The sequence below is a fragment of the Pseudomonas sp. CCI4.2 genome (assembly GCF_034350045.1).
GTDB lineage: Bacteria > Pseudomonadota > Gammaproteobacteria > Pseudomonadales > Pseudomonadaceae > Aquipseudomonas.
Genome location: NZ_CP133781.1, coordinates 3,006,416 through 3,030,068, shown reverse-complemented (window position 1 = coordinate 3,030,068; position 23,653 = coordinate 3,006,416). Strand labels below are relative to the sequence as shown.

The following is a 23,653-nucleotide window of genomic DNA, read 5'->3' as shown; positions in this document are numbered from 1 at the left end:
AATTTATTCGCAAAACAGGCCACGCGGTTCAACAGACATATCGCGTCGTCGCCTTTCCGAAGGAATTCGGTCCCACAGGGTGAAGTCAACGTTTTGATCTCTGCTTGACACAAGGACCTCCAATGCGTCTGTTTCATACCTCCGATTGGCACCTCGGGCAGAACCTCCACGGTCAAGAGCGTGACTTCGAGCACGCCTGCTTTCTAAGTTGGCTGCTGGCCCGTATCGCCGAGCGCGAACCTGATGTGCTGTTGATCGCGGGAGACATCTTCGACACCGTTAACCCGCCGGTCAAAGCCCAGGAACGCCTGTACGAATTCATCGTCAGCGCCCATGAGCAACAACCGCTGCTGACCATCGTGATGATCGCCGGTAACCACGACTCCGGCTCACGCATCGAATTGCCCGGGCCATTAATGCGCCGTTTACGCACCCACGCGCTAGGCCGGGTGTTGTGGCTTGATGACGGACAACTGGACGCCGAACGCCTGCTGCTGCCATTGCCTGACAAAACCGGGGCCATCGCCGCCTGGTGCCTGGCCCTGCCCTTTTTACGGCCAGCCGAAGTCACCGGCGCCACGCTGGGGGATGATTATCTGCGGGGGATCGGTCGTGTTCATGAACTGCTGATCGACGCCGCTAACCTCAAGCGCACGCCAGAACAAGCGCTGATCGCCATCAGCCACGCGCACATGGCCGGCGGTTCAGTGTCAGAAGACTCTGAACGCAGCCTGATCATCGGCAACGCCGAAGCGCTGCCCGCCAGCCTGTTCGGCCCGAGCATCACCTACGTTGCCCTCGGCCATCTGCACAAGCCACAGAAGGTCAACGGCGAGGAACGCATCCGCTACAGCGGCTCGCCGATTCCGCTGTCGTTTTCAGAAATCGGCTACCAGCATCAGATTCTCGACATCACCTGCAACGGTGACCAACTGACGGGTGTTGAATCCATATTGATCCCCCGCGCAGTCAATCTCCAGCGGGTCGGCCCGGCACCCCTGGCGGAGTTGCTGCTGCAACTAACGTCGTTGCCCAATATCGACCTGCTAGCCGACATTGAACGCCAGCCATGGCTGGAAGTGCGAGTGCGTCTGGACGAGCCGCAACCGGACCTGCGCCATCAGATCGAAACCGCGCTGCAAGGCAAAGCCGTGCGCTTGGTGCGAATAGGCGCCGAATACGCAGGCAAAGGCAGTGTTGACGGCGACGACAGCGGCGCAGGGCTGATCAATCTCGATCAACTGAGCCCGCAAGAACTGTTCAGTCGCGCATGGTTGGACAACTACGGCACCGAGGTCGATGAGCAAACGCTGCAAGACTTCGCCACGCTGTTGCAAGACGTGCAACTGGAGAGCGAACAACCATGAAAATTCTCGCCATCCGCTTGAAAAACCTCGCCTCGCTGGCCGGCCCGTTTGAGCTGGACTTCACCGCTGAGCCCTTGGCCAGCGCCGGTTTGTTCGCCATCACCGGGCCCACGGGGGCCGGCAAAAGTACCCTGCTCGATGCACTGTGTTTGGCCTTGTTCGGTGCTATTCCTCGGCTCAATAATATCGGCCAATCCAAAGTCCCGGAAATCGACGGCGACATCAGCACCAACGACCCGCGCACCTTGCTGCGCCGTGGCACCGGCAGCGGTTATGCCGAAGTGGATTTTATCGGCATCGACAACCGCCGTTACCGTGCCCGCTGGGAAACCAATCGCGCCCGGGACAACGCCAGCAAAAAGCTGCAAGCCAGTCGCCAGACCTTGATCGATCTGGACAGCGAACAGGTGCTCAGCAGCCAGAACAAAACCGAATACAAAACTATGCTCGAAGCGCGTTTGGGGCTGAACTTCGAACAGTTCACCCGCGCGGTGATGCTGGCGCAAAGCGAATTCAGCGCGTTCCTCAAGGCCGATGACAAAGAGCGCAGCGAACTGCTGGAAAAGCTCACTGACACCGCGATTTATAGCCAACTGGGACGCCGCGCCTTCAGCAAAAGTAATGAAGCAAAAAAGGTCCACGACGACCTCAAAGCACTGGCCACGGGCGTCACGCCGCTGGAACCTGAAGCCCGCGCCGACCTCGACAAACGCTTTGATGACGCTCAACAACAGCTAAAGGACCAGCAAGCACACCTCAAGCAACTTGAGCTGCAACAGCAATGGCTCAAGGTGCTGGTGCAATTGCACAGCGAGCACAAAACCGCCACCGAGCAATTGCAGCAAGACCAACACCACTGGGACAGCCAGAGCAGCGAACGCTTGAACTTGTCGCGCCTGGAAAATCTCGCGCCGCAGCGTCATCAGTTCGCCCGGCAGACCGAGCTAAACACCCAGCTCAGTCCCTTGGCCGCGAAGATTCAACAACACCTGGTGCAACACAGCGCGCTGCACACGCAGCAGGGCCAGCTTGAAAAAAACCGCTTCGACGCTCAATCCGCAGCGGTCAATGCCCAGCAACTTTTGACCGATGCCAAGCCGCGGCTGCAACTAGCGTTCGATACGCAGGGAACCGTCGCACGGCTGATTCAGGACTTGCATCAGGCCACAGAATCCAAGCAACAAGCCGAGCAGCACACCGCTGAGGGTCAACGAGCCGTTAGCAATTTGCTGGAGCAACAACGGCAAGTGGCTGAACGCCTGGAGCGAATTGCCGCACAGCTTGAGCAGAGTGTCGGATTGGCGCCGCTCTGCGCCGCATGGAATGCTTATCACGACCGTTTGAAACAACTGATGCAAATCGGCGGTCGCCTCAGTAAAGGCCACATCGAACTGCCGCAGCTCGAACAGGGCGCCGCCCGCGCCAGCCAGCAACTCACCGAACAACGCAATGCCCTTGAACTGCTGTACCGCGAAGCGGGCGCGGAAGCCCACGCGGTTGGCGAGCAGATTCAAATCCTCGGCAGCCTGCTGCACGACAATCGCAAACAGCAACGCGCCTTCGAAGACCTCTCACGGCTCTGGGCCAGTCAGCAGCAGCTCGACCAGCGCGCGCTGGAGCTGACGCACAAGCAACAAGATGCCCAGCAACAGCGCGAACAGCTCAACCGCGAAGGCTTGCAGGCCAAAAGCGAATTGACCGTTGCCGAACACACCCTGTCCGTCACCCGCCAATTGCTGGAGCGCCAGCGCCTGGCCCGCAGCGCGAGTGTCGAAGAACTGCGCGGGCGGTTGCAAAACGACCAACCCTGCCCGGTGTGTGGCAGCCACGAACACCCTTATCACCAACCTGAAGCCCTGCTGCAAAGCCTGACTCAGCATGACGAAAGCGAAGAAGCCAACGCCCTGAAGGCCGTAGATACGCTGAAAGAAAAGTTGGTCGAGCTGCGCGCCACGGTCGCCGGTCTGATCGCTCAGCAAAAAGAATTCCTGCAACAGCAAGAGCAGTTGACGACCCAGCAGCAGGCCTTGGCGTCGAGCCTCCAAGCGCATCCCCTAAGTGCTCGACTGATAGAGCAGGACTCATCCAAACGCGACGTCTGGCTAACTCAGCACCTGAATCAATTGGCGCAAAATATTGCCCAAGACGAGTTGCGCCAAAACGCCCTGCTCACGCTGCAAAAAGACGCCGCCCACCTGCAACAGCAAGTGCAAATCGCCACTGAAGCAAGTCGGGCGGCAACTCACCAACTGGCAGATCAGCATCGTCTATTGGCCAGCGACCGGGAGCGCCTGGAAGAAGAATTGACTGCGTTCGCTCCGCTACTGGCGGCTGAAACCCTGGAGGGCCTGCGCACCCAGCCAACCGTCACGGTCATGCAGCTGGATCAGCAGGTGACCCAGCGATTGCAACAGCTGGAGCAACAGGGCGAAGAACAACGCGAACAACGCGACCGTCAGCACAACGTTGAGCTGGAGCAGTCGCAGCAAACCGCCCGCGTCCAAGAGCAGGAAAAGTTGCAACTGCAGTGCGCGGCGCTGTCTGATCAGCAGCACGCGAGTCAGCAACAATTAGGCGAATTGCTGGGCGAACACCCAAGTGCCGAGCATTGGCAGCAGCAATTGGAACAGGCGGTGGAGCACACCCGTAACGCCGAAAGCACGGCGGGACAGGCGTTACAGGATGCTCGAAACCTGATGACCCAACTCAGCGCTGAACTCAAAGCCGAACAAGAACGCCTGAGCAGCATCGAGCTGGAACACCGCGATCTGAGCCTTAAAATCGCTGACTGGCGCAGCCGTCATCCTGAGCTGGACGACAGCGGTTTAGCGCAACTGCTCAGTGTTGACGATGATCAGGTCAACGCATTGCGGCAACAGCTGCAACGCAGTGAAAAAGCCGTTGAGCAAGCCAAGGTTTTACTGCACGAGCGCGAACAACGCCTGCACCTTCATCAAGCACAACATGACGGCACATTGGACGCCGAACAGTTGGACAACGCATTGACTGAACTCCACGGCCACGCCGCCGCCAGTGAGCAGCAATGTGCCGAGTTGCGCGCCCAACAGGCCGACGACCAGCGCCGGCAAGACGCCAATCAGGCGCTGTCGCAGCAGATTGCCGAGGCTAATGCGCAGTATCTGCGCTGGGCACGCCTGGCGACGTTGATCGGGTCGGCTGAAGGTGACAAATTCCGCAAGATCGCTCAGGCGTATAATCTCGACCTGCTGGTGCATCACGCCAACGCACAGTTACGCCAGCTGGTACGACGTTATCGGCTCAAACGCGGCGGCAGCATGCTCGGCTTGTTGGTGATGGACACCGAAATGGGCGACGAACTGCGTTCCGTGCATTCATTGTCAGGCGGCGAGACGTTCCTGGTGTCCCTGGCCTTGGCCCTGGGATTGGCGTCGATGGCCTCTAGCACCTTGAAAATTGAGTCCTTGTTCATCGACGAAGGCTTCGGCAGCCTTGACCCTGAGTCGCTGCAACTGGCCATGGACGCCCTCGATGGCTTGCAAGCCCAAGGGCGCAAGGTCGGGGTGATTTCCCACGTACAGGAAATGCACGAGCGGATTCCGGTGCAGATTCAGGTCCGGCGCCAAGGCAACGGCCTGAGTACGATTGAGGTCAGCTCGTCATAAAACCAGATCATTTGCGAACGTAAACTGCATTTTTGTGTCGTACAAAACCGGTAATCGGACTTTCTGTGCGACCCTACACACCCACGGCGCGCCCTGTCGCGCCCTGTTCAATGAGAAAGGTAGAACCATGTCCAATTCAAAAGTGTTTTTCGACATTACCGCTAACGACGAGCCTATGGGCCGCATCGTTATGGAACTGCGCGAAGACGTGGCGCCAAAAACCGCTGAAAACTTCCGTGCACTGTGCACCGGCGAGAAAGGCGAAGGCCTGACGTTCAAGGGTTCGTCGTTCCACCGCGTGATCACTGATTTCATGCTGCAAGGCGGTGACTTCACCAACCACAACGGCACTGGCGGCAAGTCGATCTACGGCGAAAAGTTCAAGGATGAAAACTTCACCTTGAAGCACACTGAGCCAGGTCTGCTGTCCATGGCCAACGCTGGCCCGAACACCAACGGCAGCCAGTTCTTCATCACCACCGTGGTCACCAGTTGGTTGGATGGCAAACACGTGGTGTTCGGTAAAGTCGTCGAAGGCATGGACGTCGTTAAAGCCATCGAAGCCATGGGCTCGCAGTCCGGCCGTACCAGCAAAAAAGTCACCATTGCTGACTGCGGTCAACTGACCGAAGAAGCGTAAATGACTGCGTCGGTGGTTGCATCGAACAGCGCAACCCCGACCCTCTACTCTTTCCGCCGCTGCCCCTACGCCATGCGCGCTCGCATGGCGCTGTTCTACTCAGGGCGTGCGGTGGAAATAGTCGAAGTCAGCTTGAAAGACAAACCCGCGCACCTGCTTGCCTGTTCACCCAAGGGCACGGTGCCGGTGTTGGTCTGCGAGAGCGGTGTGATCGATGAAAGCCTGGACATCATGCGTTGGGCGTTGGCCGGCAATGACCCTGATGATTGGCTTTTAACGCACGATGATAACGCTCAGCAAGATATGGCTGAACTGATTGACGAAAACGACCAACTATTCAAGAAGCATCTGGATCGCTATAAATATGCGATTCGCCATCCCGAATTTGCTCAGGAACACTACCGTGATCTAGGCGCGGTGTTTTTACGGTCGCTTGAAAACCGATTAAAACAATACAGTTTTTTAGTCGCCGACCACGTCACCTTGGCCGATATCGCGCTGGCGCCGTTCGTGCGGCAGTTTTGCTTTGTTGACCCGGAATGGTTTTGGCAGAGTTCGTATCCGCGATTACGCAATTGGTTGGAGTGCTTTCTGAGTTCGGAGTTGTTTATAACTGTCATGGCAAAACCGGCGCCTATCAACACGCCGTCGTAAACGGCCCTAACTCAAACAACCGGTACTTACTTGGTGGATTCCCAGCCATCAACTTATGTACACCGGCCATTTCAATTGCATGAGCAATTTCATGTTTGGCTTCAATGCTTCTGGCAAGGCCACCCGACGACGCCTGACCTAAGCCGGTCAACGAAAAGCCGTTAGTGATGACTGCGAAAAAAGCAATGATCCATAATTGCGTGCCCTTCATGACGCACGGTCCTGCACAGGAACTGCAGAGGGTTGGGCATCAACTGCAGTGCTGCTGATGGCGGCGTTGATGGAATGAATCGATGTCGTGTTCATGCTGGTAACGGTGACCACTGCGATGAAAACAACGTAAAGCGCAATGGCGACATAAGCGCCTTGCTTGATTGAGTGAAGGATTGCAGTGGTCATCTGGTGTAACTCCGAGGGCATATTTCAGGCCGACAGAATCAACCAGATAGGTACCATCGAGAAGTGACATAAATCTATAGTGAACATCAGTTACGTTAATCATTGAGGCCGCTAATCAATGCCATAGAAAACACCAACTAACACGATAGGCGAGCTAAAGCTTTCCCGATTGAATTTGGTCCCACAGAGAGTCCGGCGATGCCCACATTTCTATAGGAGCTACCGTAAGCAGCGTAAGTTCGAAGGACCGTCGCCAACAAGTTGGCGCCTACAGACGGCGGACCGGCGAAGTGTGCGAGAGGCAAAAAATAACGCAGACGAATCCATTCCCCGTTATCGGTATGATCGTTAACGGGGAATGGATTCATTTCGTGGAAGACTTCATTTATTGAATCTTATGATCCAATGCAGCGTAGAAGTTGGCGCTTTGTTGCAGGTACTTGGTGGTGTAAGTCTGGGTGATGCTGGATTTTTTCTGGTTGACCTCAACACTGGCGCTGGCAGGCAGGGCGACGGTGGCAGAGATAGCGGATGCTGCAATGACGGAAAACAGATTGAAATTCATTTTGGGAAGCCTCGATGTTCGGTTTGGATAGCTGCCGTTTCAGGCCGTTGAACCAAACTTACGCCCGAGGGTTCGATGTCAGAAATGCTTTGTGGTACTAGACCATATCAGCCCAATTAATACAGCCTGCAGCCCACGTTATACAGGGGCTGCAGCTTTACGGGCAGGCGTTATCGAGTGAGGAACCTGAAGTCCGATGGTGAGTCGAAATCCATTTTCTGCACGGTGTCACCCAGCATCCCGGTCTTCGGATCAAGGTGAACGGTGACGATCTGGTTGCTTTTCTGGTTGGCAATCAGCATGAAATGCCCGGTTGGATCAATGCTGAACTCACGTGGCTCTGTACCTTCAACCGAACGGCGCTGAATCTCTTTGAGCTTGCCGCTGGCCGAATCAATGGCGAACACCACCAATTGATTCACGTCGCCACGGTTCGCGACGTAGAGGAACTTACCGTCGGCTGAGCTGTGCAGCCCGCCGCCACCGACCTTCTGCTTGATACTCTTGTCGGACAAATCAACCAACTGGGTGCGCTTGAACACCCCATCGTGGTAATCGAACAGCGCCACTTGCGCAGCCATTTCCAGTGTCAGGTACGCGTGCTTGCCATTATTGCTGAACAGCAAATGCCGAGGACCGCTGCCAGGTGGCAAGTCCACTGAGGGCGTTTTGGCCGGTTGCAACGGTTGCGGGCCTTTGCCCGTGTAGTGGAAGACGAACAGCTTGTCCGCGCCCAAATCACTGGCGATCAAGTAGTTGCCATCCGGCGATGGCACGGCCGAATGCACGTGTGAAGACGCCTGACGCTCCGGATCAACTTTGCTGGCCGGATGAGTCTCGGTCTGCGATACCGGCGAGAGCTTGCCGGACTTGTCCACCGGCACCACCGCCAGCGCGCCACCCGGATCAGGGTGCACGGCGTAGTTGGCGACAAACAGGAAACGCCCGTCTGCGCTCAAGCTGGAGTGAGTCGGCTCATCACCCCTGCTGTCGACCTGGTTGATTGGCGTGACTTCATGGGTTTTGCCATTAATCGCAAAGCTGCTGACCTTGCCCACGGTGTCCGTCTGCCCTGGGCCGTTCTCATTGACCGCGAACAGCAAGCGCTGATCTTTGGAAAGGGTTAGCCAAGACGGGTTTTCACTTTTGATCACCTGCCGGGGCTGTGCGTCAATCTGTCCGGTCTTGCTGTCGAACCGGTAGCGATAGATACCTTCGCTCTTGCCTTGGGTGTAAGCACCCACCAGCAGGTCATAATCAGTCATGTTTTGCGCCAAGACAGGGAAAGCAGTGAGGCCGCTGGCTATCACCAGCCAGGGCAGAATTTTTCGGTTCATGGGCATCTCTCTGGTTATTAGGCTTGTTGGGCGCCGCACGCGGTCAATATTGACCTTCGCTGTAGACAGCACCTTCAATCAACTAGTTTTATTGCGCCGAGGCGCATGGCCAGAAATGCCACCGAACCTTCACACTGCTTACCGCTGTCAGCGTTAGATGCGCAGATCAGTCTTGTTCGGCAGCGTCTTGGGAATCGTCTTCTTCACTTGGGGAAAACGCCTCAAGGCATACCAAGCGGTGATCGGCGTTGCCGTCAGTCAACACCCAGCTTTGCAATTGAGCATCGAAGGTTGCGGCGTCGACCTGCGCCACGGTGAACTTCCACACCTTGCGTTCACGGCCATCAACGGCTTCGATTTCTAAGTGGGTGTCGTTGAGTACATATTCGAAGGCGTGCAAGCCGTCGATTTCCAGCATGTGGGGTGTTTTCAAAAGGGTCAAAAGCGTTGGAGTGGTCATGGGAAGATCGCCTAGGTAAAGGCGCGAATTGTACTGTAGGAGGGTCCGCCACGTCTTCGACGCTGCGCTGTCGCGCAGCAAACTGGGAAGCACTTTGTGTGCTTCGAGATTGCAGCGTGTCAGGACGGAAGCCTTCCCGAATAAATTCGGTCCCACAGTTTTGGCGCCGCACAGATTTCTGTAGGAGCTGCCGAAGGCTGCGATAGGTCCGAAGGACCTTCGCCAACACGTTGGCTCTTACAGATAGTCGCCCGCCTGTAGATCGCCAGTGAATTGAATATCGAATTGCGGGAAGAGGCCCCGTGAAACCATGCGGCCGAACGCAGGCGTTGCGCAGGGGGTAACGAGGCAAGGATGCCGAGAAAGCCGTGCGCGGCCAGGGACGGCCGCTCACGGCGACCCCCGGAGCAACGCCGGAGTGAGGGAAGACCGAGCCTAAGCGAGGGCCCGCATGGTGGGGCAAGCGTTTTGGGGGACCTTTTGGGCGTTTGAAAAAGGTGCCTCGCTGTAAAAGCGAAACCATAAGTTCAGCAACCACAAAGGCCGGATATACACGCCAAACCCGCGCCAACCCATTGTTTTCAAAAGATTAAAAAGTAGTTTTATAAGAGCCAACTTGTTGGCGAGGCAGGCGGCGCGGTGCATCGGACGCGCCGTAATCCTGGTTTTATCGCCAACAGGTCGGCTCCTACAGATTTGCGGTCGCCTAAAACTCTTCAATCATGAACCGTCTCACGCACGTAATAACGCGCCGGGATGCCCCAAATAATCAAGCCGGTCGCCACCAGTGTCACTGCGCCCAATACATACAACGCTGGGGTCGCGGTGCCGGTCAGGTCTTTGATTCGACCGACCATGAACGGCGCAATGATTCCGCCGAGTTGGCCCAATGAGTTAATCAGCGCGATGCCCGCAGCAGCGGCCAGACCGTTGAGAAAGCGCGGAGGAATGGTCCAGAAGATCGGCATCCAGGCGATGATGCCGGTCAGGATCATGCTCATGCCGATCATCAACGGCACCAGCTGCCCCGGATACAGCGCGCACACCAGATAACCCGCCGCCGTCAGTACCGAACAGCCAGCCATGTGCCAACGTCGCTCGCCGTGCCGGTCGGAGCTGGCACCCACCAACAGGTTGCCGATTACCGCGATCACATAAGGGATAACGGTCAACAGGCCAATGTCCAGGGTGTCCGCCACGCCAGCAGTTTTGATCAGTTGCGGCATCCAGAACAGCACCCCGGTCAAGGCCATTACCAGGCACAAGTAAATGCCGGACATGACGTAAGTGGTCGGGTGTTTCCAGATATCAGCAAAACGCTGCGTTCCAGCCGGCTTGGTTTCCTTGGCCATGCGCTCGCGCATCACCTGTTTTTCTTCTGCGTCGAGCCACGGCGCGTCTTCGATGCGGTCGCTCACCAGCCAAAATACCAACCCGCCAAGCAAAATCGAGGGGATGCCTTCCAGCAGAAACAGCCAACGCCAGCCTTCCATCCCCAGTGCGCCGTTGAAATGACCGAGGATCAAACCGGCAATCGGGCCGCCGACAATCCCACACAGGCAAATCGAGCTTTTGAAGTAGGAATTCACCCGTGCCCGACGATTGCTCGGGTACCACTGGGTAAAGAAATACAGCACGCCGGGGACGAAACCAGCCTCCATCACGCCAATCAGAAAGCGCAGGCTGTAGAACCAAAACTCGTTCTGCACAAACATCATGCACGCAGAGGTGATGCCCCAAGTAACCATGATTCGAGCGATCCAGACACGCGCGCCGATCTTGTGCAGGAGCATGTTGCTCGGCACTTCAAACAGGAAATAACCCACGAAAAACAGGCTCGCGCCCAAGCCATATACGGTGTCGCTAAAGCCCAGATCGGTTTGCATCTGCAACTTGGCGAAGCTGATGTTCACCCGATCCAGGTAGGCAAACAGGAAGCAGGCAATGAACAGCGGGACGATCCGCCAATTCACTTTGCGGTAGATAGCGTCTTCGAAAGACTCGGTATACGGTCGTTCGATAGCCAGGGTGTCAGCGGTCATGGCGCACCTCGTTATTGTTATTAGGTACTCTCGGCCACGCCTGTTCCCAGGTGGAAACAAGCATGGCGGCGAAAGTTTGATGCGGTGTTGCAAGGTTAAAGCGCTTTGACCTGCCCCGGCTCAAACACCGCGTCAGCTGGCGCGATACCGTTGATCAACGGTGCACCGAAATCGGCTTGGCTGATTTCAAATTGATCGCCCGGCTGAGTGCGTACACCGTCGGCAAACGACAAGGTCGCAATTCCTGCAACAGCTGCGCGTAGCCATGATTGGCGCCGAGCCCTTGACCGTCGACTTGCTCCACCAGGCTTAGGCCGGCTTCGATAGCGGCCATGGCCAATTCACGGACGCTGCCAGCGCCCAATACTTCGTGTACACGCTCACCGTCAACCACACCGACGCGACGTTCGCCGTTGCTCAATTCGAACTGTACTAAACGCATGTTCATGCTCCTTTCTAGGCAGGGTTCAAGGACGACTGGCCGGCTGAGCCCTTTGATTACGGGCGCTGGCGGCAAATTCGCTGGGCGCCAACGCATGCTTGCGCTCCAGCAGACGGTAAACGACGCCGGTCAGCACCAACCCGAACAGCATCACGGCACAAAGGAAGTACAGACCGGACGCGAGGCTGCCGGTGTATTCCTTCAGCGCACCAATCACGAACGGGCCGATGTAACCGCCGAGGTTGCCCACTGAGTTAATCAACGCGATCCCTGCGGCCGCACTGGCACCGGCAAAGAACCGACCCGGCAAGGTCCAGAACACGGCGGTGCAGGAAAATAGCGCAAACGCCACCAGGCACAGCGCGGCCAGTTGCAGCAGCGGCTGGGTCAACCACGCGCTTAAAAACAGGCCGATAGCGCCCAGCACATAGAGCACCGCCAAGTGCCCATAACGGTCGTTCAAACGATCGGAGCTGCGGGGAATAATCAGCAAACCAACGATGCCGAAGATATACGGCACGGCGGAGACAAAGCCGGTGGTGAGGTCGCTGCCACCAAACTGTTTGATCAACGTCGGCAGCCACAGGCCCAAGCCATAAATGCTCAGGGTGACGGGCAGGTAAAACAGCGCCAGCAGCAGCACACGTTTGTCTTTGAGGGCGTGCAACGGGTTGCCGTGGCGGGTTTGGCCGTATTCTTCCAGGTCCTGTTTAAGCTCACCGGTCAGCCAATCCTTCTCGGCCTGATCCATCCAATTCACTTGTTTTGGGCCGTCCGGCAACCAGCGCAGCACTGGCCATGTCAGCAGAATCGCCGGGGTGCCGATGGCGATAAACAACCATTGCCAGCCGTGCAGCCCAAGCACGCCGTCCATGCCCAACAGACCGCCGGAAACCGGTCCGGTGATCATCATAGCGATGGGTTGCGAGAGGATGAACAGCCCGAGAATCTTGCCGCGATGGCGAACCGGGAACCACTGAGTGATGTAGTACAGCACCCCAGGAAAGAAACCGGCTTCAGCGGCGCCGAGCAGCAAACGCATCGCATAGAAACTGTGAGGCCCCTGCACAAAGGCCATACCTATGGTGATCGCGCCCCAGGTGATCATGATCCGCGCAAACCAACGGCGGGCACCGAAACGTTCGAGCATCAGGTTGCTGGGGATTTCCAACAGGAAGTAGCCGATGAAAAACAGACCGGCGCCCAGGCCATAGGCTGCATCACCAATACCGAGGTCCGTGCCCATGTGCAGCTTGGCAAAACCCACGGCAGAGCGATCGACGTAAGCGACCAGGTACAACAGGATTAAAAAGGGGATCAACTTCAAGGTGATGCGACGTATAAGCCTGAGTTCCTGGCCCATGCAAGCGGTCTCCAATTATTTTTGTTATGGAACCTCTGGGGCTCGCCTCTGCGCGCTGATGCCCGAATCAATCGGCACTGTCTGCAGGGTCGTCCCTCAATGAAAATCGACTATATAGTATTACTATTTGAGCTACAACACTTCCAAACGCAACCGTTTAGGCTTACTTTAGCCTTCGAAAAAGCCATTAAGTCTTACAATAAGAGTGCTGATCATGTCTGACATGCCTGATAAAAAATATGTCCTGCGTTCTGCCCAGTGGTTCGGTGCTGCCGACAAAAACGGCTTTATGTACCGCAGCTGGATGAAGAACCAGGGCATCGCTGACCATCAATTCCATGGCAAACCTATTATTGGCATCTGCAACACGTGGTCAGAACTGACCCCGTGCAACGCGCACTTTCGTACCATCGCCGAACACGTCAAACGCGGCGTGATCGAAGCCGGTGGCTTTCCGGTTGAATTCCCAGTGTTCTCCAACGGCGAATCCAACCTGCGCCCCACGGCGATGTTTACCCGCAACTTGGCCAGCATGGACGTGGAAGAAGCGATTCGCGGCAACCCCATTGACGGCGTGGTGCTGCTCACTGGCTGCGATAAAACCACCCCGGCCCTGTTGATGGGCGCGGCCAGTTGTGACATTCCGGCCATCGTCGTCACCGGCGGACCGATGCTCAACGGCAAGCACAAAGGCAAAGACATCGGCTCCGGCACGGTGGTCTGGCAGATGCACGAAGCCTATAAAGGCGGCCAAATCACGCTGGACGACTTCCTCGCCGCTGAAGGCGACATGTCGCGCTCAGCCGGCACTTGCAACACCATGGGCACCGCCTCGACCATGGCTTGTATGGCCGAAGCATTGGGCACTTCGTTGCCGCACAACGCCGCCATCCCGGCCGTCGATTCCCGCCGCTATGTACTGGCGCACATGTCCGGCATGCGTGCGGTTGAGATGGTCAAAGAAGACCTGCGCCTGTCGAAAATCCTCACCAAAGAAGCCTTTGAAAACGCGATTCGGGTCAACGCCGCCATCGGCGGTTCGACCAACGCGGTGATTCACTTGAAGGCGATTGCAGGACGTATCGGTGTCGAACTGGACCTGGATGACTGGACGCGCATGGGCCGTGGCATGCCCACCATCGTCGACCTACAACCGTCGGGGCGTTTCCTGATGGAAGAGTTTTACTACGCAGGTGGTTTACCCGCCGTGCTGCGTCGGCTGGATGAAGCCAACCTGCTGCCCAATCCTGATGCCTTGACCGTCAACGGCAAAAGCATCCGCGACAACGTTAAAGCCGCGCCGATTTATGGCGAGGATGAAGTGATCCGCGCCCTCGACAACCCAATCCGGGCTGACGGCGGAATCTGCGTATTGCGCGGTAATCTCGCGCCACTGGGTGCGGTGCTCAAACCGTCGGCGGCGACGGCTGAGCTGATGCAACACCGTGGCCGCGCGGTGGTGTTCGAGAACTTCGACCACTACAAGGCGCGGATCAACGACCCGGAATTGGACATCGATGCCACCTGCGTCATGGTCATGAAAAACTGCGGGCCGAAGGGTTATCCAGGCATGGCTGAGGTCGGCAACATGGGCCTTCCGGCAAAATTGCTGGCCCAAGGCGTGACCGACATGGTGCGCATTTCCGATGCGCGCATGAGCGGCACCGCTTACGGCACCGTGGTCTTGCACGTCGCACCGGAAGCTGCAGCGGGCGGGCCGTTGGCGGTGGTGCAAGAAGGTGACTTCATCGAACTCGATTGCGCCAGCGGCCGTTTGCATTTGGACATTTCCGACGCCGAACTGGCTGCGCGACTGGCTGAATGGAAAGCACCTGAAAAACTGATCTCGGGTGGCTACCGTCAGTTGTATGTCGAGCACGTGATGCAAGCGGATCAGGGTTGCGACTTCGACTTCTTGGTCGGCTGCCGTGGATCCGAGGTGCCGCGTCATTCGCATTGATTTTTGGTGTTTGAAATATTGCCTTCGCGAATGAATTCGCTCCCACGGGTTTAGTCACTCTGTGGGAGCGAATTCATTCGCGAAGAGGCCATCAGCCCCACCACATAAGGGGCGCAATGTTATGATCCGCCGCATTCACGACTCAGGATCGACACGTCCCCCATGGATTACCGTAAGCCCTCAGCCCGCAAAAGCATGCACGCCCGTATCGTTCAGGAAATCGGCATGCAGATTGTCTCCGGTCGCTTCAAGCCCGACGACAAACTGCCCGCTGAAGCGACCTTGTGCGAAGAATATGCGGTCAGCCGGCCAGTGCTGCGTGAGGCCACGCGGGTATTGGTTGCCAAAGGCCTGGTGTATTCCCGGCCTCGGGTCGGCACGGTGGTCAAACCGCGCCGTGAATGGCATTTGCTCGACCCGGACGTGTTGCACTGGGTCATGCAAAGCACGCCACAAAATGAGTTCTTCGCCCTGCTGACCAGCGTTCGCAGCATCATTGAGCCTGCCGCCGCCGCCCTCGCCGCCCAGCATGCAACGGACGAAGAAATCGCCTCGATCAGCGAAGCGTACCAGCGCATGGACGCCGCGACGTCACCCGAAGAGTTGTTACAGCCTGACCTGGATTTCCACAGCCGAATCGCCGATGCCACTCACAACGATCTGCTCGCCCACTTGAGCAATATGTTGTCGCTGGCCCTGCGCGAAGCGTTGAAGCACTCCAATCAGCGGCCCAACCTGCATGAGCTGGCGATGCCGCGCCACAAAGCGATCCTCACCGCCATCGAAAACCGCGACACCCTGGCCGCAAAGCACGCCACGCTGGTGCAGCTGGATGATGCGAAATATGCGCTGAAGTTGGTGTTGGGGCAGGAAAACCAAGGTTGATCTGAGAAACCGATTAGCCCCATTCGCAGGCAAGCCTGCTCCCACAGAGAGTGCACATCACCTGTGGGAGCAGGCTTGCCTGCGAAGCGTTGAATCACTCAGTGAGAAAACAACGAGTGCCCGACTTGGCCAGCCATTTTTTCCGGTTTGAGCAAGAACCGCGCGATGGCCGGTAGCAGCCACAGGGCGCCGAACATGTTCCACAGCAGCATGAAGGTCAGCATCAGACCCATGTCAGCCTGGAACTTGATCGCGGAGAATATCCAGGTGCAAACACCAATCGCCAAGCACAAACCGGTAAACAGCACCGCTTTACCGGTAGATTTCAGCGTCTCGTAATACGCCTCTTGCAGCGGTAGACCCGCACGGAGGAAGGTTTCCAAACGGCTGTAGATGTAAATGCCGTAATCCACGCCAATCCCTACCCCCAGCGCCACCACCGGCAGCGTTGCCACCTTGACCCCGATGCCCATGAACGCCATCAGCGCGTTACCCAGTACCGAGGTCAGTACCAATGGCAGGATAATGCACAAGGTCGCAGCCCATGAACGGAACGTGATCATGCACATGGTCGCGACGCAGACGTAGACCAAGATCAGAATCGTCAGCTCCGACTCTTTGATCACTTCGTTAGTCGCCGCTTCGATCCCGGCATTGCCTGCCGCCAGCTGGAATTGCAAGCCTTTGGTGTCGTTTTGCTTGGCGAAGTCCTTCACCGCATTCACTGCTCGGTCGAGGGTTTCGGCTTTGTGGTCGTTGAGAAACACCAGCAGCGGTGCCAGCGAACAGTCGTTGTTGTACAGGCCATCGGCGCGAGCAATGGAGTTGTTCAACACATCTTTGTTACGCGACAGGGACTCCCATTTCAAGTTGCCCTCGTTCATGCCCTTGATCATCTGCTTGGAGACCGTTACCAGCGAGATCGCCGACTGCACGCCGGGGGTGTTCTCCATCTTCCAGGTCAGCTCGTTGATCGCCGACATCGTGGGATAAGCCGAACAACCTTCCGGGGGCGTCTTGACCATCACCACCAGCACATCGGAGCTGGTGGAGTAATTGTTGATGATGAAGCGGTTGTCGTTGTTGTAACGCGAGTCCGGGCGCAGTTCCGGCGCACCCTGATCGAGGTCACCGATTTTCAGGTTCTGGCTATACCAAAGGCCGCCACCAAAGGCCAGCAGCGCCAAGACGATGGATACCCGAGCAACTTTCGGATTGGCAAAGTTCGACAGCAGACGCCAGAACTTATGCTCACGCACCGCATCCTCTTTACTGCGACTGATCGCCTTTCTACTGATCCCCACGTAGGAAATGGCGACCGGCAGCAGAATGAGGTTGGTAAACACGATGACCGCCACACCAATCGACGCGCCAATGGCCAGCTCACGGATCACCCCGATGTTGATGATCAACAAAGTGATGAAGCCCACGGCGTCAGCGAGGATCGCGATCATCCCCGGCAGAAACAGTTGGCGGAATGTTCGTCGCGCGGCCATCAACGAGTTTTCAGCGTCGCTGGATTGCAGCGCAATACCGTTAATTTTCTGCACACCGTGGGAAATACCAATGGCGAAAATCAGGAACGGCACCAGCATTGAATACGGGTCCAAACCGAAGCCAACCACATGCATCAAGCCCAATTGCCAAACCACCGCAATCAAAGTGGTGCTCAATACCGCGACGGTGCTTCGCACGCAGCGAGTGAACCAGATCAGCGCCACCAAAGTGATCATGAACGCGACGCCGAAAAACATCACCACCATGATCAGGCCATCAATCAGGTCGCCGACTTTCTTGGCGAAGCCGACGATGTGTATTTTCACATTAGGGTTTTGCGCCTCGAATTTGTTGCGAATTTTCTCTTCAAGCTCATGGGAAAACTGCCGGTAATCGAGGGCAAGTAATTTGCCTTGATCTTTGGGGTCCGGGTAGGACTCCAGCAGCGGAATTTCGACCACGCTGGATTTGAAATCGTTGGAGACCAAGCGTCCGACCTGGCCGGATTTAAGGACGTTGTTGCGCAGCAATTCGAGGCTGTCTTCGGAACCGTTGTAGCTTTGCGGGATGACTTCACCCCCGGCAAACCCTTCCTCGGTAACCTCGGTCCAGCGTACGTTAGGGCTCCACAACGACTTCATCCCGGAGCGATCAACCCCGGAAATGTAGAACACTTCGTCGTTGATCTGGCGCAGGGTTTCCATGTACTCCTTGGTGAAGATATCGCCCTTCACCGCTTCCACAGAAATCCGCACGGTGTTGCCCATGTTGGACAAGTCATTGCGGTGCTCAAGCATCTTCTGAATAAACGGATGCTCCAGCGGAATCATTTTTTCAAAGCTGGTGGATGGCCGCACCAATGTCGCTTGGTAGAACAGGAAAATACTGACCACCAGGCAGATGAAGATCACCGCCGGGCGATGGTTGAAAATCAGGTCTTCAAGGCGCGTGGGTTTGGTTTGAGGCGTTAGTGGCTGGTGATGGGTCATGGAGAATATCCTCGCCTTAATAGGTCTTATTGTTGGACCAGCTCAGCGCCGGTGGGCGAGGTGATGTGGACACCGCCTTGTCCTACCAGGATCAGATCGCCTTTGTCATCGACGGTCACACCGGACAGGGAAATTCGATCAGAACGGTTGGTCACTACGAACGTTTGGCCATCGTCGCTGCTGCGCATGACGCTGCCGCCATTGCCGACCAACACCAACGAACCGTCGGGCAACAAGGACGCGCCCGACAGGCCGAATTCCAGCGGGCCTCGTGCGCCTTTCAAGCTAATGGGGGTCCAGGAGTCACCGAAGTCAGTGGAGCGCAGCAGGTTGCCGCGCAGACCGTAGGCTAACAGCGTTGAAGGTTTAGCCGTGGCGACGACGCCGAACAGCGAACCTTGATACGGGCTTTGCACGTGCTCCCAGGTTTGCCCGTCGTCGGCCGAACGAAACATGCTGCCCTGCTCGCCCACGATAAACAGACCGGCGTCCTTTACGTAAGCGATGCCGTTGTAGTGGTACTGATCTTCGTTGTCGATGCGGTCGCTGACATCTGCCCACTGTGCGCCACCGTCGGTGGTGGTCAGCAATGCGCCATACGCGCCAATGGCAAAACCGGTGTTGGCGTCTTTGAACCACAGGTCCAACAGCGGCGCCTCACGCTTGAGGTCTTCAAACTGCTTGGTCCAGGTCACGCCGCCGTCGGTGCTGGCAAGAATCTGTGCGTCATGGCCGACGGCCCAGCCGTGTTTGTCGTCGACAAAATACACTGCCGTCAATAACTGCCGACTTGGCACTGCTGCCTGTGTCCAGGTTTTGCCTTGGTCATCGGAATACAAAATGTGCCCACGGTCGCCCACCGCCACCAGACGCGCACCGGCGTGAGTGATGCCAAGCAACAGGCTGCGAGAAGACCGGGGTGACGGGATGGAGGTGTCATGGTTTTCAGCGGTGGCTTGAGCTGCGTACGCGGGTGTGCAAAACGCAAACACCGAGAGCACGCTGAGTACAGAAAGCGCTGCCGCCAGGGACGAGCCTTTAGGTGGCGTTAATGGGCGGCCAAAGGCCAAATTCCCATCAAGCTGGGTGCGCCGGTTTACAGGCTCACTCATGGACTATTCCCCTTCTTATTGTTATTAGGTCGACCTTCAAGGTGCTCAGGCTAGACAGCGGCAAGCGCTCTAGCAGAACCCTTTCGGAAGCAGGCCTATCCTATCCAGCTTTAGAAACGTATGACAATCGACATGACGTTATCTTTTGTTAAGCAGAAGGGTCGTGATTATGGGGTATTCGTTTGCTTGATGGGCGAGAAGCGCAGGTCAGTGATCAAGGAGCCAACTTGTTGGCGAAGGACCCTCCGACCGATCGCAGCCTTCGGCAGCTCCTACAAAATCTGTGCATTGCCCGAGAAAACTGTAGGACCGAATTTATTCGGGAAGGCTTGCGTCCTGACACACTGCAACCTCAAACAACCCAAAGTGCCACGCAGTGTGCCGAGCGACAGTAAGGCGCCGGAGACGGGGCGGTATCACCTTCCGAGGGGTCATTGTGTTCGCGAAGGCGGCGTTTTTGGCGCGCCGCCTTTATCAGCAGTTACGCCAAGCTTTTGCTCACCACTTCGTACACATCGCTCGACAGTTCACCTGAGGCGCGAATGCGCTCCAGTTCGCCTTTCATAAGCGCCTGACGTTTGCTGTCGTATTTGCGCCAGCGGGTCAACGGCGCCAGTTGGCGAGAGGCGATTTGTGGGTTGAAGGCGTTCAGTTCAATCACCAGGTCCGCCAGGAAGCGATAACCCGAGCCGTCTGCCGCGTGGAAGTTGATCAGGTTCTGACCGGCAAACGCGCCGACCACCGAGCGGACCTTGTTCGGGTTTTTCATGTTGAACGCCGGGTGTTGCATCAGCACCTTAACCCGCTCTAAACCACCCGGCATAGTGCTGCCGGCCTGGACGCTGAACCACTGGTCCATGACCAATGGGTTGTCTTTGAAGTTTTCGGCAAAGGTCGCCAGTGCCTTGGCTCTTTCTTCGGCGAACGGCGAGTTGACCAACACCGCCAAGGCCGTTAGGCGCTCGGTCATGTTATCGCTGGCCTCGAACTGCTCAAGACACGCCGCCAACACCTGCGGCTTGCCGCTGAGCATCAAGTACGACAGCGCGATATTTTGCAGACCGCGACGGGCGAAATGCTCGGCTTCGGCGACGTAAGCGGTGGTTTTCGACAGCGCGCGATTTGCTTGATAACGCTTCCACAAACCATCGAACAACGAAGTTGCCAATTGCTTGCGGGCGAACTCACGTGCGGCGTGGATTGCATCGACGTCAGCGATTTCGCTGATTTCAGTGAGGTAAGCCTCACCCGGCAATGACAACATCTCAGCGACCATGGCCTGATCCAACTCATCGTTCGCCAAGAGACTGCTCAGCGCGGTGACCAAGCGCTGATCAAGCACCAAGTCTTGACCCTTCTGATACTGGCCGATCATTTCTTGCAACACTTGCACCGACAACTGCTGACCCGCGTCCCAACGATTGAAACCATCACTGTCGTGCTGCATCAGGAACATCAACTGGTCGCGGTTGTACGGGAAGCTCATTTTCACCGGGGCCGAAAAACCGCGCAGTAGCGATGGCAGAGGCTGTTCAGCGATGTCGACGAAGGTGAACGTCTGCTCCGCTTCGGTGACCGAGATCACCCGGGTGGTGCTGCCAGCGGCGGCTTCGTCTGACAAGCGCAATGGCAATTCATTACCGGCAGCGTCCAACAAGCCCAGCGCTACGGGAATCACGAACGGCAGCTTTTCCTGCTTGTCCGGGGTTTGCGGGCAGCTTTGGCGGAAGGTCAGGCTGTAGGTGCTTGCCGCGCTGTCGTAAGACTCGCTGACCACCAAGCGGGGCGTCCCCGCTTGGCTGTACCAACGCTTGAATTGAGTCAGGTCGACACCGTTGGCGTCTTCCATGGCGGCAATGAAGTCGTCACAGGTGACGGCTTGGCCGTCATGACGCTCGAAATACAGGTCACTGCCTTTGCGGAAGCCTTCGGCGCCGACCAACGTCTGGATCATGCGGACCACTTCCGAGCCCTTCTCATACACGGTCAAGGTGTAGAAGTTGGAGATCTCGATGAAGTTGTCCGGGCGCACAGCATGGGCCATAGGTCCCGCGTCTTCGGCGAACTGGTGAGTACGCAGGTAGGCGACATCCTCTATACGCTTGACCGTGCGCGAGTTCATGTCGGCAGAGAAACCAGAATCGCGGAATACGGTGAAGCCTTCTTTCAACGACAACTGAAACCAGTCGCGGCAGGTCACGCGGTTGCCCGACCAGTTGTGGAAATATTCGTGGGCAACAATCGCTTCAACCCGCTGGTGCGCGGCATCGGTGGCGGTTTCGGCCCGGGCCAACACGGCGCTGGAGTTGAAGATATTGAGGCCCTTGTTCTCCATGGCGCCCATGTTGAAATCGTTGACCGCGACGATCATGAAGATGTCCAGATCGTATTCACGGCCGTAGGTTTCTTCGTCCCAGCGCATGGACTTTTTCAAGCTGTTCATGGCGTGTTGGCATTTGTCGATGTTCTCTGGCTCGACGTAAATGCGCAGAGTCACTTCACGATTGCTCAGGGTGATGAAGGTGTCTTCGACGCACCACAAATCACCGGCCACCAGCGCAAACAGGTACGCCGGTTTCATGAACGGGTCTTCCCAGGTCGCCCAGTGCCGGTCGCCGTCTTCCGGGCCGCTGGCAATCGGGTTGCCGTTGGACAACAGCACCGGAAAGCTGTGCTTTTCGGCGCTGAGGGTCGTGGTGAACTTGCTCATCACGTCCGGGCGGTCGAGGTAATAGGTGATCTTGCGAAAGCCTTCGGCCTCGCATTGGGTGCAAAACATGCCGCTGGATTTATACAGCCCTTCCAGCGCCGTGTTGGTTTCCGGGTGGATGCGCACAGTGGTGTCGAGGGTGAACTGCTCGGCGTTCGGCTGCACCGTCAGGTTATCCGGCGTCAGCAGGTAATCGGAGGGGTTCAGCTCGGCGTCATTGAGCTTGAGGGTCACCAACTCAAGCAATTGTCCATCCAGCACCAACGGCGGCAGGCCCGCACCCCGCGCAGGGTTACGGCGCATGATCAACTGCGCATGGACCAGCGTGTGGTCGTTGAACAATTCAAAGGTCAGGTGCGTCTCGTCGATGAGGTACTCAGGCGCCTGATAGTCCTTCAGGTAAATCATTTTCGGTTGTTCGGTGCGCATGCTGGAATCCCCTTACTGGTGCACGTTCTGGGGAGACGTGCCTAGTGATTCAAAGTCTAGTGATGCACGGCCAGTTGGTAAGCCGTGTATTTGCGAATGTTGATTACGCCGGTATCGAAGATCAGGTATTGGCCTTTGATCCCCAGCAGGGTGCCTTCGACAATCGGGTTTTTATCCAGGTTAAAGCTGACAATCTTGGCCGGGTACGCCTCAACCGGGTAACGAATATCGGTGGGTTCGACGTCATGCAGGAGTTGGATAGCTTGTAGGCCGAATCGTTCTTGCAGCGCCAACAAGCCTTCATTGCACGACTGAAAAAGCTGCTGGCGAACCGCTTTCAAATCAACCGGCAGCGCATCGCCTTTAAGCAATGCACGCCAATTGGTGCGGTCGGCGACTTGACTACGGAAAAGGTCTTCGACGAAACCGGACTGCTGGCGGGTCGCAACGCGGGCGATGGGCAAACCCTGAATCGCGCCTTGGTCCAGCCAACGGGTGGGTAACTGAGTTGCGCGGGTGATACCAACTTTGACCCCGGACGAGTTGGCCAAATACACCACGTGATCGGTCATGCAGAATTGTTCTCCCCACGCCGGATCGCGGCAGGTGCCGTGTTCGTGGTGACATTTTTCCGGGGCCATGATGCACACGTCGCACTGGGCCAGTTTGAGCATGCAGGGGTAGCAATAGCCCTGACTGAAACTGGTTTTGGTCTTTCGCCCGCAATGGCTGCAATGGATAGCGCCCAAGTACTCCAGGCGCACCGTCTTGCCGATCATGGGGTTGACTGGAATGTCCGCATCCCCCAAACGAAAACCGTATTGCACAGTCGGCGCGTCAAGGCGCACCGACATCTTGTTGACTGCACCGCGACCAATCTCGATCAATGGACGGAATCCGATTTGAACAGAATGTTCGGCACTGTGATGGACTTGGATGCGCATTCCTGCGGGCCCATGTAACCGGTGCGCTGGTCTTCCGGAAGGTTTTGCACTTCCCAAGCGATCAGCGCTTGCAACGACAACTCACGTTGTTCCTGGGACAATTTGCGGCCATCGGACCACTTGCCGATCTCTACCGCCAATTTCAGACTTTCGTAGATATCAGGGGTAATGTTTTCGATCATTTCGACGAAAGAGGACATGTCACTCTCCAAAG

Annotated in this window: 18 protein-coding genes and 1 pseudogene; 6 read left to right on the top strand and 13 right to left on the bottom strand. The window is 56.8% G+C overall.

Going from position 1 to position 23,653, the window contains the following annotated elements; translation table 11 throughout:
* Positions 1 to 122 precede the first annotated feature (122 nt).
* The 4 genes from RHM65_RS13765 to RHM65_RS13750 all read left to right on the top strand — a co-directional run bounded on the left by RHM65_RS13765 (position 123) and on the right by RHM65_RS13750 (position 6,305).
* Entirely contained in the window at positions 123 to 1,367 is a 1,245-nt protein-coding gene (locus RHM65_RS13765; protein WP_322183601.1) for an exonuclease SbcCD subunit D C-terminal domain-containing protein, read from the top strand.
* Complete coding sequence (locus tag RHM65_RS13760; protein ID WP_322183599.1) at positions 1,364 to 5,011, top strand: AAA family ATPase; 3,648 nt, start codon at positions 1,364 to 1,366, stop codon at positions 5,009 to 5,011. Before RHM65_RS13765 ends, RHM65_RS13760 begins: the two co-directional genes overlap by 4 nt.
* Before the next feature lie 127 nt (positions 5,012 to 5,138).
* Positions 5,139 to 5,651: a peptidylprolyl isomerase gene (locus RHM65_RS13755; RefSeq protein WP_322165422.1), complete on the top strand. Its 513-nt coding sequence runs from the start codon at positions 5,139 to 5,141 to the stop codon at positions 5,649 to 5,651.
* A complete protein-coding gene (locus RHM65_RS13750) occupies positions 5,652 to 6,305 on the top strand; it encodes a glutathione S-transferase (RefSeq protein WP_322183597.1) in 654 nt (217 codons plus the stop codon). It abuts the gene before it with no gap.
* Here the strand turns inward: RHM65_RS13750 and RHM65_RS13745 are convergent.
* The 8 genes and pseudogenes from RHM65_RS13745 to RHM65_RS13710 all read right to left on the bottom strand — a co-directional run bounded on the left by RHM65_RS13745 (position 6,289) and on the right by RHM65_RS13710 (position 12,913).
* Positions 6,289 to 6,516, bottom strand: a complete 228-nt coding sequence (locus tag RHM65_RS13745) for a hypothetical protein (RefSeq protein ID WP_322183595.1) — start codon at positions 6,514 to 6,516, stop codon at positions 6,289 to 6,291. The genes RHM65_RS13750 and RHM65_RS13745 overlap by 17 nt on opposite strands.
* Complete coding sequence (locus RHM65_RS13740) at positions 6,513 to 6,704, bottom strand: hypothetical protein (protein ID WP_322183594.1); 192 nt, start codon at positions 6,702 to 6,704, stop codon at positions 6,513 to 6,515. The genes RHM65_RS13745 and RHM65_RS13740 overlap by 4 nt, the downstream gene beginning before the upstream one ends.
* Positions 6,705 to 7,089: 385 nt before the next feature.
* Positions 7,090 to 7,269 carry a hypothetical protein gene (locus RHM65_RS13735; RefSeq protein ID WP_322165427.1) on the bottom strand — a complete coding sequence of 60 codons (180 nt, stop codon included), beginning with the start codon at positions 7,267 to 7,269 and terminating at the stop codon, positions 7,090 to 7,092.
* Positions 7,270 to 7,439: 170 nt separating this feature from the next.
* A complete protein-coding gene (locus RHM65_RS13730) occupies positions 7,440 to 8,606 on the bottom strand; it encodes a lactonase family protein (RefSeq protein WP_322165428.1) in 1,167 nt (388 codons plus the stop codon).
* A 166-nt stretch (positions 8,607 to 8,772) separates the two neighbouring features.
* Complete coding sequence (locus RHM65_RS13725) at positions 8,773 to 9,066, bottom strand: DUF5629 family protein (RefSeq protein WP_322165429.1); 294 nt, start codon at positions 9,064 to 9,066, stop codon at positions 8,773 to 8,775.
* Positions 9,067 to 9,782: 716 nt separating this feature from the next.
* Positions 9,783 to 11,108, bottom strand: coding sequence for an MFS transporter (locus RHM65_RS13720; protein WP_322183593.1), 1,326 nt, complete (start codon positions 11,106 to 11,108; stop codon positions 9,783 to 9,785).
* Between the two features lie 235 nt (positions 11,109 to 11,343).
* A pseudogene (locus RHM65_RS13715) lies at positions 11,344 to 11,550 on the bottom strand (FAH family protein); the annotation flags it as partial.
* Between the two features lie 25 nt (positions 11,551 to 11,575).
* A complete protein-coding gene (locus RHM65_RS13710; protein WP_322183592.1) occupies positions 11,576 to 12,913 on the bottom strand; it encodes an MFS transporter in 1,338 nt (445 codons plus the stop codon).
* A 223-nt stretch (positions 12,914 to 13,136) separates the two neighbouring features.
* Here RHM65_RS13710 and RHM65_RS13705 point away from each other — a divergent pair, with 223 nt between their 5' ends.
* Together RHM65_RS13705 and RHM65_RS13700 are read left to right on the top strand one after the other, a co-directional pair.
* Positions 13,137 to 14,873: an IlvD/Edd family dehydratase gene (locus RHM65_RS13705; protein ID WP_416195090.1), complete on the top strand. Its 1,737-nt coding sequence runs from the start codon at positions 13,137 to 13,139 to the stop codon at positions 14,871 to 14,873.
* A gap of 162 nt (positions 14,874 to 15,035) precedes the next feature.
* Positions 15,036 to 15,758, top strand: coding sequence for a FadR/GntR family transcriptional regulator (locus tag RHM65_RS13700; RefSeq protein WP_322165434.1), 723 nt, complete (start codon positions 15,036 to 15,038; stop codon positions 15,756 to 15,758).
* Between the two features lie 98 nt (positions 15,759 to 15,856).
* On the opposite strand, the gene RHM65_RS13695 is transcribed toward RHM65_RS13700, so the two are convergent.
* The 5 genes from RHM65_RS13695 to RHM65_RS13675 all read right to left on the bottom strand — a co-directional run bounded on the left by RHM65_RS13695 (position 15,857) and on the right by RHM65_RS13675 (position 23,639).
* Positions 15,857 to 18,253, bottom strand: coding sequence for an efflux RND transporter permease subunit (locus RHM65_RS13695; RefSeq protein ID WP_416194815.1), 2,397 nt, complete (start codon positions 18,251 to 18,253; stop codon positions 15,857 to 15,859).
* Positions 18,254 to 18,270: 17 nt separating this feature from the next.
* Positions 18,271 to 19,356 carry a WD40/YVTN/BNR-like repeat-containing protein gene (locus tag RHM65_RS13690; RefSeq protein ID WP_322183590.1) on the bottom strand — a complete coding sequence of 362 codons (1,086 nt, stop codon included), beginning with the start codon at positions 19,354 to 19,356 and terminating at the stop codon, positions 18,271 to 18,273.
* A 481-nt stretch (positions 19,357 to 19,837) separates the two neighbouring features.
* Positions 19,838 to 22,495, bottom strand: coding sequence for an aminopeptidase N (gene pepN, locus RHM65_RS13685; RefSeq protein WP_322183588.1), 2,658 nt, complete (start codon positions 22,493 to 22,495; stop codon positions 19,838 to 19,840).
* 56 nt (positions 22,496 to 22,551) lie between these two features.
* A complete protein-coding gene (locus tag RHM65_RS13680) occupies positions 22,552 to 23,382 on the bottom strand; it encodes a DUF2797 domain-containing protein (protein WP_322165438.1) in 831 nt (276 codons plus the stop codon).
* Positions 23,379 to 23,639: a YeaC family protein gene (locus tag RHM65_RS13675; RefSeq protein ID WP_322165439.1), complete on the bottom strand. Its 261-nt coding sequence runs from the start codon at positions 23,637 to 23,639 to the stop codon at positions 23,379 to 23,381. Before RHM65_RS13675 ends, RHM65_RS13680 begins: the two co-directional genes overlap by 4 nt.
* Positions 23,640 to 23,653 lie beyond the last annotated feature (14 nt).